This window comes from Corynebacterium mendelii (genome assembly GCF_017307055.1).
Lineage (GTDB): Bacteria > Actinomycetota > Actinomycetes > Mycobacteriales > Mycobacteriaceae > Corynebacterium > Corynebacterium mendelii.
The window spans coordinates 137,251-153,488 of record NZ_JAFLEQ010000015.1; the positions used below are offsets into that span (position 1 = coordinate 137,251).

Annotated in this window: 10 protein-coding genes; 2 read left to right on the forward strand and 8 right to left on the reverse strand. The window is 64.8% G+C overall.

Features of this window, described 5'->3' with window-relative positions:
• Nucleotides 1-100 precede the first annotated feature (100 nt).
• From JZY06_RS08430 to JZY06_RS08450, 5 genes are all read right to left on the reverse strand, one after another.
• Nucleotides 101-1,540, reverse strand: a complete 1,440-nt coding sequence (locus JZY06_RS08430; RefSeq protein ID WP_207279113.1) for an MFS transporter — start codon at nt 1,538-1,540, stop codon at nt 101-103.
• Between the two features lie 316 nt (nt 1,541-1,856).
• On the reverse strand, nt 1,857-3,443 hold the full coding sequence (serA, locus tag JZY06_RS08435) for a phosphoglycerate dehydrogenase (RefSeq protein ID WP_207279114.1): 1,587 nt from the start codon (nt 3,441-3,443) through the stop codon (nt 1,857-1,859).
• 364 nt (nt 3,444-3,807) lie between these two features.
• Entirely contained in the window at nt 3,808-5,700 is a 1,893-nt protein-coding gene (locus tag JZY06_RS08440; protein WP_330617212.1) for an MBL fold metallo-hydrolase, read from the reverse strand.
• Nucleotides 5,701-5,863: 163 nt separating this feature from the next.
• The gene (locus JZY06_RS08445; protein WP_207279116.1) at nt 5,864-7,816 is read right to left on the reverse strand and encodes a GmrSD restriction endonuclease domain-containing protein; all 1,953 of its coding nucleotides are present in this window, start codon (nt 7,814-7,816) and stop codon (nt 5,864-5,866) included.
• A gap of 203 nt (nt 7,817-8,019) precedes the next feature.
• Complete coding sequence (locus JZY06_RS08450) at nt 8,020-9,033, reverse strand: cation diffusion facilitator family transporter (RefSeq protein WP_207279117.1); 1,014 nt, start codon at nt 9,031-9,033, stop codon at nt 8,020-8,022.
• A 571-nt stretch (nt 9,034-9,604) separates the two neighbouring features.
• Here JZY06_RS08450 and JZY06_RS08455 point away from each other — a divergent pair.
• A complete protein-coding gene (locus tag JZY06_RS08455) occupies nt 9,605-10,201 on the forward strand; it encodes a hypothetical protein (RefSeq protein WP_207279118.1) in 597 nt (198 codons plus the stop codon).
• Nucleotides 10,202-10,478: 277 nt separating this feature from the next.
• Here JZY06_RS08455 and ilvC read toward each other — a convergent pair whose 3' ends face one another.
• From ilvC to JZY06_RS08470, 3 genes are all read right to left on the reverse strand, one after another.
• Nucleotides 10,479-11,492, reverse strand: coding sequence for a ketol-acid reductoisomerase (ilvC, locus tag JZY06_RS08460; RefSeq protein WP_207279119.1), 1,014 nt, complete (start codon nt 11,490-11,492; stop codon nt 10,479-10,481).
• A gap of 245 nt (nt 11,493-11,737) precedes the next feature.
• The gene (gene ilvN / locus JZY06_RS08465; RefSeq protein ID WP_207279120.1) at nt 11,738-12,307 is read right to left on the reverse strand and encodes an acetolactate synthase small subunit; all 570 of its coding nucleotides are present in this window, start codon (nt 12,305-12,307) and stop codon (nt 11,738-11,740) included.
• Nucleotides 12,308-12,309: 2 nt separating this feature from the next.
• On the reverse strand, nt 12,310-14,169 hold the full coding sequence (locus JZY06_RS08470) for an acetolactate synthase large subunit (protein WP_207279121.1): 1,860 nt from the start codon (nt 14,167-14,169) through the stop codon (nt 12,310-12,312).
• A gap of 904 nt (nt 14,170-15,073) precedes the next feature.
• Here JZY06_RS08470 and JZY06_RS08475 point away from each other — a divergent pair.
• A partial coding sequence (locus JZY06_RS08475) for a mechanosensitive ion channel family protein (RefSeq protein ID WP_207279122.1) occupies nt 15,074-16,238 on the forward strand: 1,165 nt, incomplete at its 3' end.

Below are 16,238 nucleotides of genomic sequence, written 5' to 3' on the forward strand. Positions count from 1 at the left end.
AATAGCCGACAGCAGCGTGAAAACTCACGCCCCCCGGTGCCACCGGGTCCCGCAAGGGGTGGGAAAACCCGGGTCTGAAAGCAGGCGGTGGAGTCCCTGTTCACGGCCGATTGCTGTGGCGCGGTGGTGGGCGCCGGGGCACGCGGCGGCGGTTGTCGCGGTGGGGCTTCGGGCCACGGGCTGGCCGCGGCCCGGTGGGGTGCGGCTGACAGCCGGTCATGGCGTTGGAATCCGGGCTTTGTTCAGTGTGTCCGGCGGCATCGGGCCGGCTGCGGCCACCGCGGGCCAGCCGCAGCAGCACCAGCGACACTGCCACCGCCGCTGCCGCGCACAGCGGGATCAGCCAGGACAGATGATCAAGCAGCAGTCCACCCGCCACTGCCCCGGCCGCCGCCGGGCATCCGGCGATCACCCCCACCCGGGGAAGAGCACCGGCCGGCGGATCGTCCGGGCCGCTACCTGCGGGATCGATCTGCCCGGCGGTGATGTCCCGGAACAATCTGATGGCCAGGCCGCCGGTGGCGCCGATGGCGCACACCAGTGCGGTCACCAGAAACGATGCAACCGGCTGGACGGCTGCCGCCACAGCCACCAGAACAAGCTCCGCCAGCAAACACGCCACTGTCGCCGACAGCCGGGCATCCGGGTGCCGCTGAAAACGCGGCAGCCCGCCAAGCCCGGCACCGACCAAACCGGTGGCCCCGACAGCGGCGAACACGATCGCCGCCCCCGGGTCGCCACCGCCGGCGGCAGGGGCCAGGGTGGTGGCGGTGGTAACCAGCATCCCGGTGGCCAGTGCCCCCGACGCCAGGCTTGCCGCCACAAACCCCCCGCCGGTGATCGGCACCGTACCGGCGTATGCCGGCCGTGTGTTTTTTGTCGCCTGCCCGGGTGTGTGCCTGTGCATCCCGCCGGGATGGTCCGGGCCGGCCGACGGGTGTGCCGCCGGTTTGACCGCCACCACCGCCATTCCCAGGCACACCACCCCCAGCACCGCCAGAACATAGAAAAGCCGCTGCCAGTCGGGCCGGGGGCCGAACCAGCTGACGGCAACAGTGGCCGGAACCCCCACAGTCATGGCGGTGGCCACCGCCAGTTTCAGCACCCCCAGCCCGCCGAAGCGGCCACGGGGCAGCCCGGCGGACAACCGGGCCACCGCCGGGGTGGCGCAGCCGGCGGCCACGGCCGCCAGCACCCACAAAATAATGATGCCTTCCGTCCCCGCCAGCGTGGCCGCGAAAGAAGCGCACAGCACATGCACCCCGGCGCACACCGCCATCACCACCGGCGGCGGGGAGTCGATGATACGGATGGCCACCGGTACTGTCAGTGCCGCCACCGCCCACCACACGGCCACCAGCCACGACACCCTGGACGGCAGCGCCCCGGTTCCGGCGGCCACCAGCGGCAGTCCCGCACACACCGCCAGCGCTGTGGTGGTCAAAGTGAACACGAAACAAAACACGGCAGCCCACACCAGCCTGTGGCGCCCGGCGGGGCGGGCCCCGCCGGAAAACGACCGTGGTGTGTGCGCGTCCATGTGTTTCAATCTATCGCCACCACAGCCCCATCACCGGTCAGACACGCAGCACACACCCCGGAAGCCGCGGCACGGTGCCCCTTGTGCCCTCGAAAAGCGCTCCCCCGGCTGCTTGTCCTCCCCCCTGTGTCCTCCCCCGGCACAGTATCTTGCCTGGAAAGGTTCCGGGCACAGGATTGCCCGGTGGGAAAAACATCACCGCCGCCACCCCATGGTCGGCGGTGGCGGCGGTGAACAGCGAAAAAGCAACACCGCACATCTGTCATCCCCGCCCGCCGGGAACCGGCGGGCGGGGCGGTGCGGGCGGGTGTGTCGCCTAGTCCAAGTTCAGCTGGACGCTGTGGGCGCCCAGTTCACCGGTGATTGAGTCAACGACCGCATCCGGGATTTCTTTGTCCACCCGCAGCACCAGGGTCGCGCCGGTGCCGGTGGCATCCTGTGACAGGGCGGCGGCCACAATATTGATGCCGTCTTCACCCAGCAGGGTGCCGACTTTACCCAGTGCACCGGGCTGGTCGGTGTAGTGCAGGAACAGGTTTTGGCCCTCGGCGCGCATATCCAGGCCGCGGTTGTTGATGCGGGTGATTTTTTCCACCCGGTCCAAACCTGTCAGGGCACCGACAACAGTGCAGGACTGGCCGTCGGCGCCGACGGCTTTGACTTCCACCACACTGCGGTGGGTGACCGATTCCTTGGACACCGACACGTTGAGTTCCACGCCGCGTTCCTCGGCGATCCGCGGGGCGTTGACGAAGGTGACCGGCTCGGTCAGTGTCGCCTGGAACAGACCCCGCAGGGCCGCCAGCCCCAGAGCGTCGACGTTTTCGCCGGCCAGCTCACCGCGGGCCTGCACCACCAGGGTGTCGGGCGCACAGTCGAGAATACGTCCGGCCACCAGGCCCAGTTTGCGCACCAGATCCAGCCACAGGGCCACCTCTTCGCTGGCGCGGCCGGACACGTTGACCGCATCGGGGACGAAATCACCGCGCAGCGCGGCCAGCACACTGGCGGCCACATCGGTTCCCGCCCGGTCCTGGGCTTCCACCGTCGACGCCCCCAGGTGCGGGGTGACGGTGACCTGATCCAGCCCAAACAGCGGGGAGTCGGTGCACGGTTCAGTTGAAAACACATCGAAACCGGCGCCCCGGATATGCCCGGATTCGATGGCCTCGGCCAGCGCCTGCTCGTCGACCAGCCCGCCGCGGGCGGCGTTGATGATGATCTGGCCCTTTTTCGCCTTCGCCAGCAGATCGGCATTGAACATGCCGGCGGTTTCCTTGGTTTTCGGCAGGTGGATGGTCACGAAATCGGCGCGGGCCACCAGCTCGTCAAGCTCAACCAGTTCCACCCCCATCGAGGCGGCGGTGGCCGGGTTGGCGTAGGGATCATGGGCGATGATGGTGGTGCCGAACGCCGCCAGACGCTGGGCGAACAGCTGGCCGATGTGACCGAAGCCGACAACACCGATGGTTTTGCCGAAGATTTCCACCCCCTTGAAGCTGGAGCGTTTCCACGCCCCGCCTTTCAGCGACGCATCAGCGGCCGGAATCTGGCGGGCGGTGGCCAGAAGCAGGGCGATGGCCTGCTCACAGGCGGAGTGGATATTCGAGGTCGGGGCGTTGACGACCATGACCCCGCGCTCGGTGGCGGTGGTGATGTCGACATTGTCCAGCCCCACCCCGGCCCGGCCGACGATCTTCAGATTCGGGGCGGCCAACAGGACTTCCTTGTCGACGGTGGTCGCCGAACGCACCAGCAGGGCATCGGCTTCGGCGACAGCCGCAAGAAGCTTCGGCCGGTCGGGGCCGTCCACCCAACGGATGTCGACGGTGTCGCCGAGGGCGTCAACAGTCGATTGGGCCAGTTTGTCTGCGATGAGAACGATCGGTTTGTGCGGGCTCACGGTAGAAACTCCAAATCATCGCCGTCTTGATTGTCGGCGGGTGGGCAACGGGGTGGTTGGTGAAAAACTAATCGGGTGCGGCTGCCGGTGAGGGGTGGGGCGGGAAACAACAATCACGCGGGGGGACAACACAAGGCCATCGCCCGCCCGTTGTCATCGGTCCGGCATCCAGAGCGGGAAACGGCATCACGCGGCACGTGTTCTGCACGTGGCCGCGATGGAGTGGACACACGGAAAAAACAACGGCAACACCCACCATTCGGCGGTCCCTGCGGCTGGCACAGGTGCACCCATTCTAACCATGACCGACCGAGCTGTTCACCCGGTGTGGTCGACCTCGCAGAAAGCTGGTGGTTTCCCCCTGCTACTGGTAGCTGACAAACCAGGGGCGGGGGTTGACCGCGTAGGTTTCCTCCGGGGTGAAGGTGGGGCTGTCTTCGTCGATGAAGTTCTTCCACGCCATGAAAAAGCGCGGATCAAGCCCCTGGCGCAGCACATTCCAGGTGCTGAACTTCTGGGCCGGATGGCCGTGGCCGTCAGCGTGCAGCACCCAGGCAAGCTCCGGGCGGGACAGGTCCAGCTGCTCACGGTCCCGGATCATCTGCATCTGGAACTGGTGCAGCACCAGGGCTTTTTGCGGCAGCTTATGGTCTTTGACCAGATCAGCCAGCCACCCGGCCACCTCGTTGATCTCGGCGGCGGTGGCGTGGCCGACCTGCTGCAGCGGCACCTGGTCCGGGCCGAGTTTCCATTCCGGATCCAGGGCCAGCCCCACATTCGGCCGCAGCAGCAGATTTTCGTAGAGCTTCGCCTGGTCGAGCAATCTGGCCCGGCCGGGCTGCAGGTCAACGATGGCGTAGCCCCCGGCGGCGGTGATCGCATCGATCCAGGGGATGATATCGGCCGGATCTGTTGCTGTTGAATAGTTTCCGTCGGCCCCCGGGCCGGCACTGGCAACAGTGGCGATGATCTCGAAGGCGGGAATCACCGGCTGGCGCTCCAGCCCCTGGTAGTCGGCGACGAGCTCACTGAGCCTGTCCACCGCTTCCTGCGGCGGCTGCTCCCCCATCACCCCCAGCGCCGGGCCGGAGGGATGCCCGTAGAAGGCGATCATGCGCCGGCCCGGAAACACCAGCCCCCCGCCGCCGGGCAGCTGCTGGGCGGCGCTGTCGGCCAAAAGGATCCGTTCGGACAGATCATTCGCCGTGCCAAACTGCTGCCCCAGGGCAACCAGTGGTTTATCCGCCAGCCCCGCCACGGTGTCCCGGGTGTGGTCGTTGAAACGCGGATCGTGGTAGTCCATGAACCGCACTTCAGCGCCCCAGGCTTTGGCGGTGGCCACCGCCGGGATACCCGACAGCGGGGAACACACCACGATCGGTGAGGTTCCGCCGTCGCGGGCCGACTGCGCCGGGAATGCGGCCACGTCAACATCGGTGGGGTCTTTTTTGTTGTCCGCCCCCTCACCGTCGCGGCTGCCGCCGGAGGTGGCAGCGGGATCGGTGAGGCGTTTCAGCGGTGAGTCCTCCGCCCCGGTGGAGGTGATCGAGCTTCTGCCCTGCGGGGTGACCTGTTGGTCGCCGCTGGTGCCGGGGGTGGCGCGGAAAACGGGCATGGTCTCAAAACCGGCGGAGAGCAGCACCGGCTGTTTCGGATCCAGTCCGGCCACCGCGGCGACGGCACGGTCGAGCCGGTCGACTTCGAAGCGGTCGAATTGGCGGGCGGTCATCTGGCCGATGGCCTTGAAGGTGCCGGGGTCACGGATCAGGGTCAGGTTCTCCCCCACCGGGTCGGGAACATTGCCCACCACCAGCACCACAGTCGCGGCCAGCCGGTCGATTTCGGCGTTGACGCGGGAGAAGTTCTGCCCGGTGAAACGGATCACCGGGGCGTGGCTGGCCACCGCCAGGGAGGCGGCCCGCAGCTGTTCGGACACGGTCGGACCGGAGACGACCACGGTTTCGGAGGAGGTGAAAAACAGTTGACTGGCTTCAATGCCGGAATAGTCGCTGTCGGCGACAACCTGCGGGGTCTGCCCGAAACGCGGGTCGACGCTGCGGGAGCGGTTTTCCGTTTTGGCCATCTCCAGCGGGTCGGCTGCCGCGGTTGTTTTCTGCGTCGACTTCCCGTCGGCCGGGCTGTCGCCCGCCTCACCCACCGGAGTGCCGGCACAGGCGGCAAGCAGTCCCACCGCCACCACGAGCGCCACAGGGCCACGGGCGGCACGGATGAAACGTCGCAGGCTCGTCACAGTCACAAACATGTCCTCTCGGTGGGGAGTCAACTGGCCACCCTACTAAACACCCAGACGTGATCCGGCCACCGGTGGTGGCCGGATCAGAGTGACCGGGTGCGGTTTTTTCTTCCTCCCCGGCCAGGCAGGCTGTCCGCCCGCCGGGGAGTCCGTGATGCGGTGGGGACTATTTCTGTGCGGCCCGGAAAAAGGCGGCGGGGCCTTCCTCACCGGCTGTCAGGTCACTGTCGTCGACATCGTGGACGGCTTTGCGCCCCATGGCTTCTTCCACCATGCGCAGCAGCTTGCGGCGGCGGTCGAGGAAGAATTCGTCGACTTTGCCGTGGTGGAGAAGCTTCGGGTCGAGCAGATGGCCTGCCAGCACCTCATCGAAGTCGGCGTCGCCGAGCAGTGATTTGCCCTGCACCCGGGGAAGGTAGCGGGCCGGATCGGTCTCCCCGATCATGTGGTCGGTTTTCTCCGCCATGGGGGTGCGGTTGAGTACCGAATCCGCCAGCACCGGGTTGATGCCGTGGGTGAAGCAGTAGGCGGAGGGGAAAATCTGGTGGAAGCCGACGGACATGGTGAAAAAGTTGTGGGCGTTGATCTCTTCATTGGCCCGCCAGTCTCTCGCGCCGCGGCCCATGATCAACGAGAAAATACCCTTGTAGACCGCCGAATCGGCGCGCACCGACAGCAGGCGGGATTCCACGAATTTCGCCGACCGGATCGACGCGGGTTCGGCGACTTTGTCCGTCGGGCGCCCCAGGGCCATGGCCCGCCGGTGTTCGGCGATTTCTTTCGCCGTCGCCTCTTTGTCGGCCCGGGTGGCCCGCCCCTTCTTTTTGCTGGCGGGTTTGTCTTTTTTCGCTTCCTCCCGCACCATCTCGGCGCAGTCTTTGATCCAGGCAGTCACCTCCGTGACATCCCGGCCGGCCCGGGAGATCACTGCGGCGGAGCCGTAGAGTTCACCGAAAATCCCGGACCAGAACCAGCGGTTGAGACGGTCGCAGGGGCTGTCGAGATCGAACAGTTCCGGATCATCTTCGCCCAGAATCGCCAAAATCACGGCCAGCGGAATGATCTGCGAGGTGTAGGGCACCATGGAGGCGGTGTACATGTGGCGGGCGGCAAGGAACTCGGCGGCCTTGGCGAAACCGCCGCGGAGGATTTTCTCCAGTTCCTTGAACTGCCCGAGATCGATGCGCAGAATATCTTCCCGCGCACCGGAGGCACGTCCCCGCAGCCGGGCGGTGGCGTACATGGAGATCGCGGTCAAAAAGTCCACCCTGCTGATCCCCCGCAGCACCGGGTGCGCATACAGCTCGCCGGCGATTTTCTCCCACTCGGCGGCCAGGTGGAAGGACGGATCCTCGTTGGCGAACACGGCGGTGAGCAGATCGAAAATATCCATCTGCATGCCGACATTGTTGGCCTGGGAGAAAATCGAGCCCACCCCGCCCCGGGAGGTCTCCCGGTCCAGGCGGATCATCGGAATCTGGTAGCGCACCAGCGGCTTGAGCACCTGGTTGTGGAAACGTTTGATCCGCTCCAGCGACGTGTCGTCGCGGGAATCGGCGATATCGAACAGCATGTCGGTGCCCTCATCGGACAGCAGCTCCGACAGCGGGATGCAGCCGTTTTTCACCGCCGATTCACGGTCGGTGACACCGCCTTCAATCCGCGGGGCATAGTGGCTGATCACCTTGCCCGACGGGTCGACGGAAAACACCGCGTCGTCGGGAAGAATTGTGCGGGACACCGCCGCGTCGACATTGACGTAGAACTTCCGCTTGATTTTCTTGGAGCGGAAATCAACCGTGTCAACCATGCCGTCACCGTGCAGCGAATGGTAGAGGGTGGTCAGCCGCTGCTGGCCGTCAAGCAGAAGCAGGCCGGGGGCCACACCGGTATCGGGCGCACCGGCCACCGCCCGGGGACGGAAACGGGGTTCGGTGTTGCGCACATCCAGTGCCATGAACGAACCCATCGGGTAGCCGCGCAGGCAGGTGATCAGCAGTGCCCGGATCCGGTCGACATCCCACAGGTAGTCGCGCTGGAAATCGGGAACCTGCAAATCCCCGCGGTCGATGCGGGAAAACAGATCAATAAGGTCGTAGGAGGGCGAAGTAAAGGCCATGGCACCAACTCTAACTGTTGCAGCACACTTCTGTCCGCCCATCCGGCCAAGCAGCGGCAAAGCCCCTCACCACCGCCGCATCCGCCACAGCACCGATGGCGGTGACATCCATCCGGGATTGCCGCACGGCACATTTTTCTCTCCCCACCACCCCGGCCGGCACCGCCCCCTTTTTTTCGGCCGCCGGCCCGTGTTTTTTCCGGCTAGTCGTGGACGGCCGGTTCGTGTTCGGCGTGCAGCAGCGGTTCAATCTGCAGGGTGGCGTGGGTGACCTCCATCCCGGCCAGCACCCGGTTGGCCCGGTCCAGCACATCACAGCCGCCGTCGGCCATTGCCTCGTCAGTGACCACCAGATGGGCGGTGGCAATCAAATCATTGCCGTCGGTGGACCACAGGTGCAGATCATGCACGGCAGCCACCCCGTCGACCGCCGACAGTGTGTCGCGGATGCCGTCACTGTCCAAATGGGCGGGCACCTGTTCCATGAGCACCCGCAGCGCCCGGCGCAGCAATTTCAGCGAACGCGGCAGAATAATAACGGCAATCACCACCGAGGCGATGGTGTCGGCCATCACAAAACCGGTGTAGCGGACCACCAGGCCGGCGACAATGACCGCCACTGAACCGAAGGCGTCGGCCAGCACATGCAGGTAGGCGCCCTGCATATTCATCGAGTCATGCTGCCGGCGCACCAGAATCAGCGCACTGATGGTGTTGGCGGCCAAACCGATGACCGCCACCACCAGCATCATGGTGGTGTTGATCTGTTCGTGCCGGTTCAACCTGTCGATGGCTTCGACGACGATCCACAAAGAGATCGCCATCACCGCGGCCGCATTGATGGCCGCCGCAATGACCTCCACCCGGCGGTAGCCGTAGGTGGCTTTCGCCGACGCCGCTTTCCGCCCGATGAGCATCGCGGCCAGCGCCATCACCAGCCCGGCCGAATCCGACAGCATGTGGGCGGCGTCGGCCAACAGTGCCAGCGAACCCGACAGCACACCGAAGATGACTTCCGCCAGGAAAATGATGGTGGTCAACCCGATCACGGCCGACAGTGCCTTCAGCGACTTCGGGGCATGCGAATGATCATGTCCCCCGTGGTCATGACCGTGACTGTGGTCGTCACCGTGACTGTGCTCGTGGTCGTGGTCGTGGTGGTGGTCGCCGCCGGGGGTGGTGTGCTCCGGATTGTCACCGGTCAAGGGGTTCGTCATGGTCACAGGTTCTCCGGAAGATCGTGGTTGCTGGTTCCACGGTGCCGGGGCAGGAATGTGCCTGCCACAACACCGTTTGTTGGGGCTGCCTTGCATGCGGCCCGTACCGCCAACGTTAGCCCCGCCAACCCCTTATTGAAAACCTAATGAAAATGAACGGGGGTGATAAATGATCCCTGCGGACAGACAATGATTTCCACTATGCCCAGGCTAGGGGCACCGACCGGCACAAACGCCACATCTTCGCTGTGCCGAACTTTTCCCTTCGCCCCACCCCCACCATCCTTTCGCCGACCACCCCGCACCGGATAAAAGGCACACCTTGTTTCCGCCCTGCCGCCCCCGACCGGACCCGGCACTCCCGGCCCGGCGCACCTCCCCCGGTACCGGGTCCGAAACCGGCGGGGGCCGCACCGGCAGCTGTTGATAAGATGAAGCTTAGAAAGTCCCGGTTATCCGTCCGGGCCCGCGTCCGCGGTCATTATCCAGTCCCCCTGCCGGGACAGCCCCGGTAGCACAATCCCTCGCTGCACCGCAGCGGGATTTTTACCAAGGAGCCACAGTAGACACCGTGAAAAAATTCCTGCTCACCCTGCTCGGGGTCTTGATCGGCGTTGCTGTGACACTGGCGGTGATCGCCGGCGCCGGCGCAACCCTGTGGAACACCGTTGACACCGATTCCAGCACCCACTCCTCCCAGGTAGTCAAGGCGGTGACGAAAGAAGAAAAAGTGGTGCTGCTGGCGCTGCACATGCAGGGCATCACATCCAGGGAACAGACCGCGCAATTGTTCGGCAAGACTGTCCCGGGCACCGCCAGAAACCTGTACCTGCAGTACGAGTACACCGCCATGCTGGGCATTGACGGCTCCCGGGTGACAATCACCCCCACCGGTGAGCACGCCTACTCCCTCACCATTCCCGATTTCAGCTTTCTGGGAACCAGCGATGTGACCTTCAAAAAGGCCGTCGAGGACAACGGGATCATCTCTTTTGTCACCGCCGACATCGATGAAGCGGCGATGATCAACGACATCCTCGGCCCGTCGTCGAAAGACAAACAAATTGACGACAACCGCGCGGCGCTCCAGTCCCAGGCACGATCCTTCTACGGCGATATTGTCCGGGCCATTGACCCGGCAGCCGATATCACCGTCACATTCCGCTGACCGGACTGGCACGGGGCACCCCGGCACACACCGCGCCGCCGCATCGTCGGTGATGCGGCGGCGCGGTGTGTTGACTGCCGAAGTAAACCTCTGCCGGCGTGCCCGCCCGTGTGTACCCGTATACCGTCGGCGGAGGGGTAAAAAACCGCTACCCCGGCGGCCGCCACTGCCCCGGGGTACATCCACGGGAAGAAGTAGCTGCCGCCGGGGTGATGCCGGCTTGCGACCCGGCGCAGATGATGTTTCCGGCCGGATCCGTCTGTGCCGCCGGTGTTTTTTACGCGGTTTCGGTCAGGGGATTTTTCACCCAGCTCATCAGGTCACGCAGCTTCGCGCCGGTTTCCTCGATGGGGTGTGCGGCAACCTCGGCGCGCAGGCCCTCGAGTTCCTTGTTGCCGCCTTCGACGTTTTTGATCAGACGCTTGACGAAGGTGCCGTCCTGGATGTCGCCCAGAACTTCCTTCATGCGCTTTTTGGTCTCGCCGTCGATGATGCGCGGGCCGGCGATGTAGCCGCCGAATTCGGCGGTGTCCGAGATCGAGTAGTTCATGTTCTGCAGCCCGCCTTCCCAAATCAGGTCGACGATCAGCTTCATCTCGTGCAGAACCTCGAAGTAGGCCATCTCCGGGGCGTAGCCGGCTTCGGTGAGAACCTCGAAGCCCTGCATCATCAGCACTTCCAGGCCACCGCAGAGCACAACCTGCTCACCGAACAGGTCGGTTTCGGTTTCCTCACGGAAGGTGGTGGGGATGACACCGGCGCGCGCTCCACCGATGGCGGCAGCGTAGCTCAGTGCCAGATCCCGGCCGTTGCCGTCCGGATCCTGGGCCACGGCGATCAGGCAGGGAACACCTTTGCCGTCGACGAACTGGCGGCGCACCAGGTGGCCGGGTCCCTTCGGGGCAACCATGCCGATGGTGATGGTGTCTTTCGGCTCAATCAGGCCGAAGTGGATGTTCAGGCCGTGGCCGAAGAACAAGGCGTCACCGTCGTTGAGGTTCGGCTCGATGTCCTCGGTGAAGATCTTCTTCTGGCTGGTGTCGGGGGCCAGCAGCATGATCAGGTCGGCCCATGCGGCGGCCTCGGCGTTGGACTTGACCGTAAAGCCGGCTTCGGTGGCTTTCTCGGCGGATTTCGACCCCTCGCGCAGGCCGATGACGACCTCGACGCCGGAGTCGCGCAGGCACTGGGCATGGGCGTGCCCCTGGGAGCCGTAGCCGATCACGGCCACTTTCTTGCCCTGGATGATCGACAGGTCAGCGTCATCGTCGTAAAGAACTTCAATAGCCATGGTTAGTTATGGGCCTTTCGGTATAGCAGAAGAAAAATTGGTGGGTGCATTCCGCGGCAGCGGGATGTGCGGGCGGATCATCCGCCCGGTCGGCCAACCGGCACCACCGGAGATTGTCTCATATTACGGTACCAGTTGTACCACATGTTGAGACAGCTTCCAAGGGGCCGGTGTGTCACCGCCTCCCGGGACGACCCCGGTAACGGCGGGGTTTCCGCCGGGGCCGTGCCGGTCGTTGGTGTCTGTCACACGCGCTGTTTCAGCGCGCCGTTGTAGGACAGTGTTTTCGGTCCGCGCTGCAGGGCCAGCGGACCGGATTCGAGCACTTCCTTGATCCCGAAGGGTTCGAGAACATCCAGGAAGGCCCGCAGCTTCGGGTGGGTGCCGGTGGCTTCGATGACCACCGATTCCGGGGCCACATCCACCACGCGGGCGCGGAAGATGTTGGCGGCGTCGACAATCTGCGGCCGGGTGGTGGCATTGGCGGAGACTTTGACCATCAACAGTGCCCGGGCCACCATCTGCTCATCGTCCAGGCACACCACTTTCAGCACCGGAACCTGCTTGTTGAGCTGCTTGGTGATCTGTTCGATCTGGTAGTCGTCACAGCGGCACACCATGGTGATGCGGTTGATACCCGGCCGTTCGGTGGCGGCGGAGGCGATGGATTCAATGGAAAACCCGCGCCTGGTGAACAATCCGGTGATCCGGGAGATCACGCCTTCACCGTCCTGGACCAGCACCGACAGGGTGTGGCGGCGGACAGGGTCGACCGGGTTCGGGGTGGTGGGGCCTTTGGGGGATGTCGGTGCCATGGTTAGTTCTCCTCACCGTCGGGGTCGATGGCGTCATCGAGGTCCTGGAAGCTGGCTGCGGCGGAGTCTTCGTCGAACAGGGGCCGCAATCCCCGGGCGTATTCGACCTGCGAGTTGGACATGCCGGCGGCGACCATCGGCCACACCTGCGCGTCCTCGCCGACAATGAAGTCGATGACCACCGGCCGGTCGTTGATCTCCCGGGCGCGTGCGATGGCGTGTTCGACTTCCTCTTTCGTGGTCACCCGGAAGGCGGCACAGCCCAGCGCCTGGGCCAGCCCGACGAAATCGGGCACGTATTCGTTCTGGTTGCGCAGCTTGGTGTGGGAGTAGCGGCCCCCGTAGAACAGGGTCTGCCACTGGCGGACCATCCCGAGGTTGCCGTTGTTGATCAACGCCACTTTGATCGGGAAGCCCTCCACTGCACAGGTGACCAGCTCCTGGTTGGTCATCTGGAAACAGCCGTCACCGTCAATGGCCCACACTTCCGTGTCCGGCATGGCGGCTTTGGCCCCCATCGCGGCGGGTACCGCATAGCCCATGGTTCCCAGACCACCGGAGTTCAACCAGGTGCGGGGACGTTCGTAGTCGATGAACTGGGCGGACCACATCTGGTGCTGGCCGACACCGGCGCAATAGATCGCATCGGGTCCGACCATCTCCGACAGCGTGTTGATGACGTACTGCGGGGCCAGACTGCCGTCCTCGGGCCAGTCGAAACCGCGGGCGTAGGTTTCTTTCAGACCCTTGAGGTAGCTGTTCCACCGGGCAATATCCGGGGTTTTTTTGCCGCTTTTTTTGTAGGCCTTCAACAGCCCGTGGAGAACTTCTTTCGCATCCCCGACAATCGGCAGGTCGGCGACCCGGATTTTGGAGATCTCGGCCGGATCAATATCGGCGTGGATGACTTTGGCGTCCGGGGCGAAATGCTCCAGGTCGCCGGTGACCCGGTCGTCGAAGCGGGCACCGATGGCGATGAGCAGATCGGATTTCTGCATCGCCCCGTTGGCCGCGACGGTTCCGTGCATACCGGGCATGCCCATGTGCTGCGGATGCGAGTCGGGGAAGACACCGAGCGCCATTAATGTGGTGACCACCGGGATGCCGGTGTATTCGGCAAATTCCCTCAGCACATCATGCGCCCCGGCTTTGATGCAGCCGCCACCGATGTAGAGCACCGGTTTTTTCGCCTCCGCGATCATCTCGACGGCGCCACTGATCTGTTTCGGGTGCGGTTTGACCACCGGCCGGTAGCCGGGCAGATCGATCTCCGGGGGCCAGACGAAATCGAAGACGGCGTTTTGCACATTTTTCGGGATATCCACCAGCACCGGCCCCGGTCGTCCGGTGCTGGCCAGATGGAAGGCCTCGGCAATGGCGGAGCCGATTTCGTTGGGGTCTTTGACAATGAAATTGTGCTTGGTCACCGGCATGGTGATGCCCCGGATATCGGCCTCCTGGAAAGCATCCGAGCCCAGCAGATCGGCCCCGACCTGGCCGGTGATCGCCACCACCGGAACCGAATCAAGATAGGCGTCGGCAATCGGGGTCACCAGGTTGGTCGCCCCCGGCCCGGAGGTCGCGATGCACACCCCGACCTGGCCATTGGCCTGGGCGTAGCCGGTGGCGGCATGGCCTGCCCCCTGCTCGTGGCGCACCAGCACATGGCGCAGCCTCGTCGAGTTGTACAGCGACTCGTACAGCGGAAGCACAGCACCGCCGGGAAGACCGAACACGGTGGTCACACCGAGGTTCTCCAGGGACTTGACGATCGCTTCCGCACCGGTGATGCGGATGGTTTGGGCTTGGTGGCCCGCCGACGTGGCGCCGGTGGCCGGGGACCGGTTGGATGCCGCTGTCACGACGTCTCACCTACTCCTTGGGATGGGTTGAATGGGGTGGCGGAAAAAACATGGGGCGCCCGCCGGAACACCGGTTGGGCACAGCTGAACCTGACCCACACCGGGCGGATGCGCCGGTGGGGCGCGAGGGGCCTTAGTCCACCACTGGAATTTTTTCCGTTGTGTGTTTTCTTATGCTGTTGTCCCGCGGCGGTTGGGTGGGGGCCGGGGTGGTTTGTTCCCGCCCGGCGGCGTCCGGTGGTGTGTTGTCCGCCCGCCGCGACGGCTGCCGGGGTGGTGGCAGCAGGTTGAAAAACAAGCGGCGGCGCACGGGTGGGCTGCGGCAAAACCGTCAACCGGGCACCATGGCCGGTGGGGATATGCGATTTTTTCAAAAACCTTTCACCCGTTCACCCCGGTGTGCCGGGGTGGCCGGAGCAAAACAAAACCCCCGTTTTCCTCCGCCGGGTGGGGGCGGGAAACGAGGGCGTTAACGGCAACGACAAGTAGTAAAAGGTCGCGGCTAACGCCGACACATAATTACTACAAGTAGAATGTTCGTCATGTCAGTGAACACTACACGCCGTCGGGACACCGCGTGAGCGGTGCGGCGCCGCCACGCCGCCGCCACCACCCCCGCGGGAGGTAAAAAAATACCCGCCCCACCCCCACCGCCGTAGTGCTCAACCTGTATTTTTACCCCTTTTTCAAGCTTTATCCTCTCACTCGGAAAGCAATCATCAATCGGGGGTGACACAGGGGTCCGCCCGTCCACCCCTGCGGACAGCTGGGGCGGACCGGGGAGAATGCGTCCGCATGCTTGGCGTGCCGCCCGGCAGGTGGCCGTGCGGGCACCGGCGGCGACTGCGAAGTGCTGCCGTGTGCGGCGATGACGCAAACCTCCGGGTGGGTTATCTTTGGTGCCATGCCTTTCGGTTATCTGCTCAATGTGTTGTGGCGCTGGATCGTCGAGATCGGCATCCCGTTGGGGATTGTGCTGATCCTGGCGCTGCTTGTTCCGCGTATCGGCCGGTTCGCCGTCCGCTTCGTCGAAAACCGCGTCAATCTGCGCTCCCAGGAAGCCAAAGCCCAGCTGGCACTGGCCGGCACGGGGGTGTACCTGGCCCAGATCATCATCTATGTGGTGCTGTTTGTCATAGCCCTGAAAATCTTCGGGCTGTCCGGCACCGGGGTGGCGGTTCCGGCGACGGTGGTCTCCGCGGCGCTCGGTTTCGGCGCCCAGTCGATCATCGCGGATTTTTTGGCCGGTTTTTTCATCCTGACCGAAAAACAGTTCGGCCTCGGCGACTGGGTCCGCTTCCAGGGCAACGGCATTGATGTGCAGGGCGACGTCATGAAAATCACCATGCGGGCCACCCACATCCGCACCCTCGGCGGGGAAAACGTCATCATCCCGAACTCGACGGCCCGGGTCTGCTACAACCACTCCAACAACTGGGCCCGGGCGGTGGTGGTCATTCCGGTGCCGCTGCTGGGCAGCGAATCGATGGCCGAGGTGGTGCAGCGTTGTGTCGCCGCCGGTAAACGCGCCCTGGCTGATCCGGTGATCGCCGATGATGTCATGGGGGAGCTGGAGGTCCACCCGCCGGTGGGTATCACCCAGCCGACGGCGGTCGGCCAGCCGTGGATGGTCAACATGCGTTTTTTGGTGCGCACCTTCCCGCTGTGCCAGTGGTCGGTGGAACGCACCCTGCGCACCTACGTCGTCGACGAGTTTTTCGCCGACTACGGCTCGGCGACCACCTATGACGGCTACATGCGTGAAGAATTCGAACCCGCCCCCGACCGCCCGGTGGTCCCGGGCGCCTACCAGACTGCCCCGGCGATTGATCTCACCGTGGCCGATGCCGCCGCCGACGCCGCCACCGAGGCGGTCCGCCGCCACAGTGATTCCTCGGCGCAGGCGATGGCCCAGGCCGCAGCCACCGGCGACAAGGCGGCGGCCAGACGCAAAAAGCTCGCCGACACCGCCGCCGACGGCCACGAGTCCGCCACCTGTGGGCCAAGCGCGCGCACCATCGCCCGCCGGGCGGCGGCCACCGCCGGCTTCGCCGCCGGGCAGGCGGCGG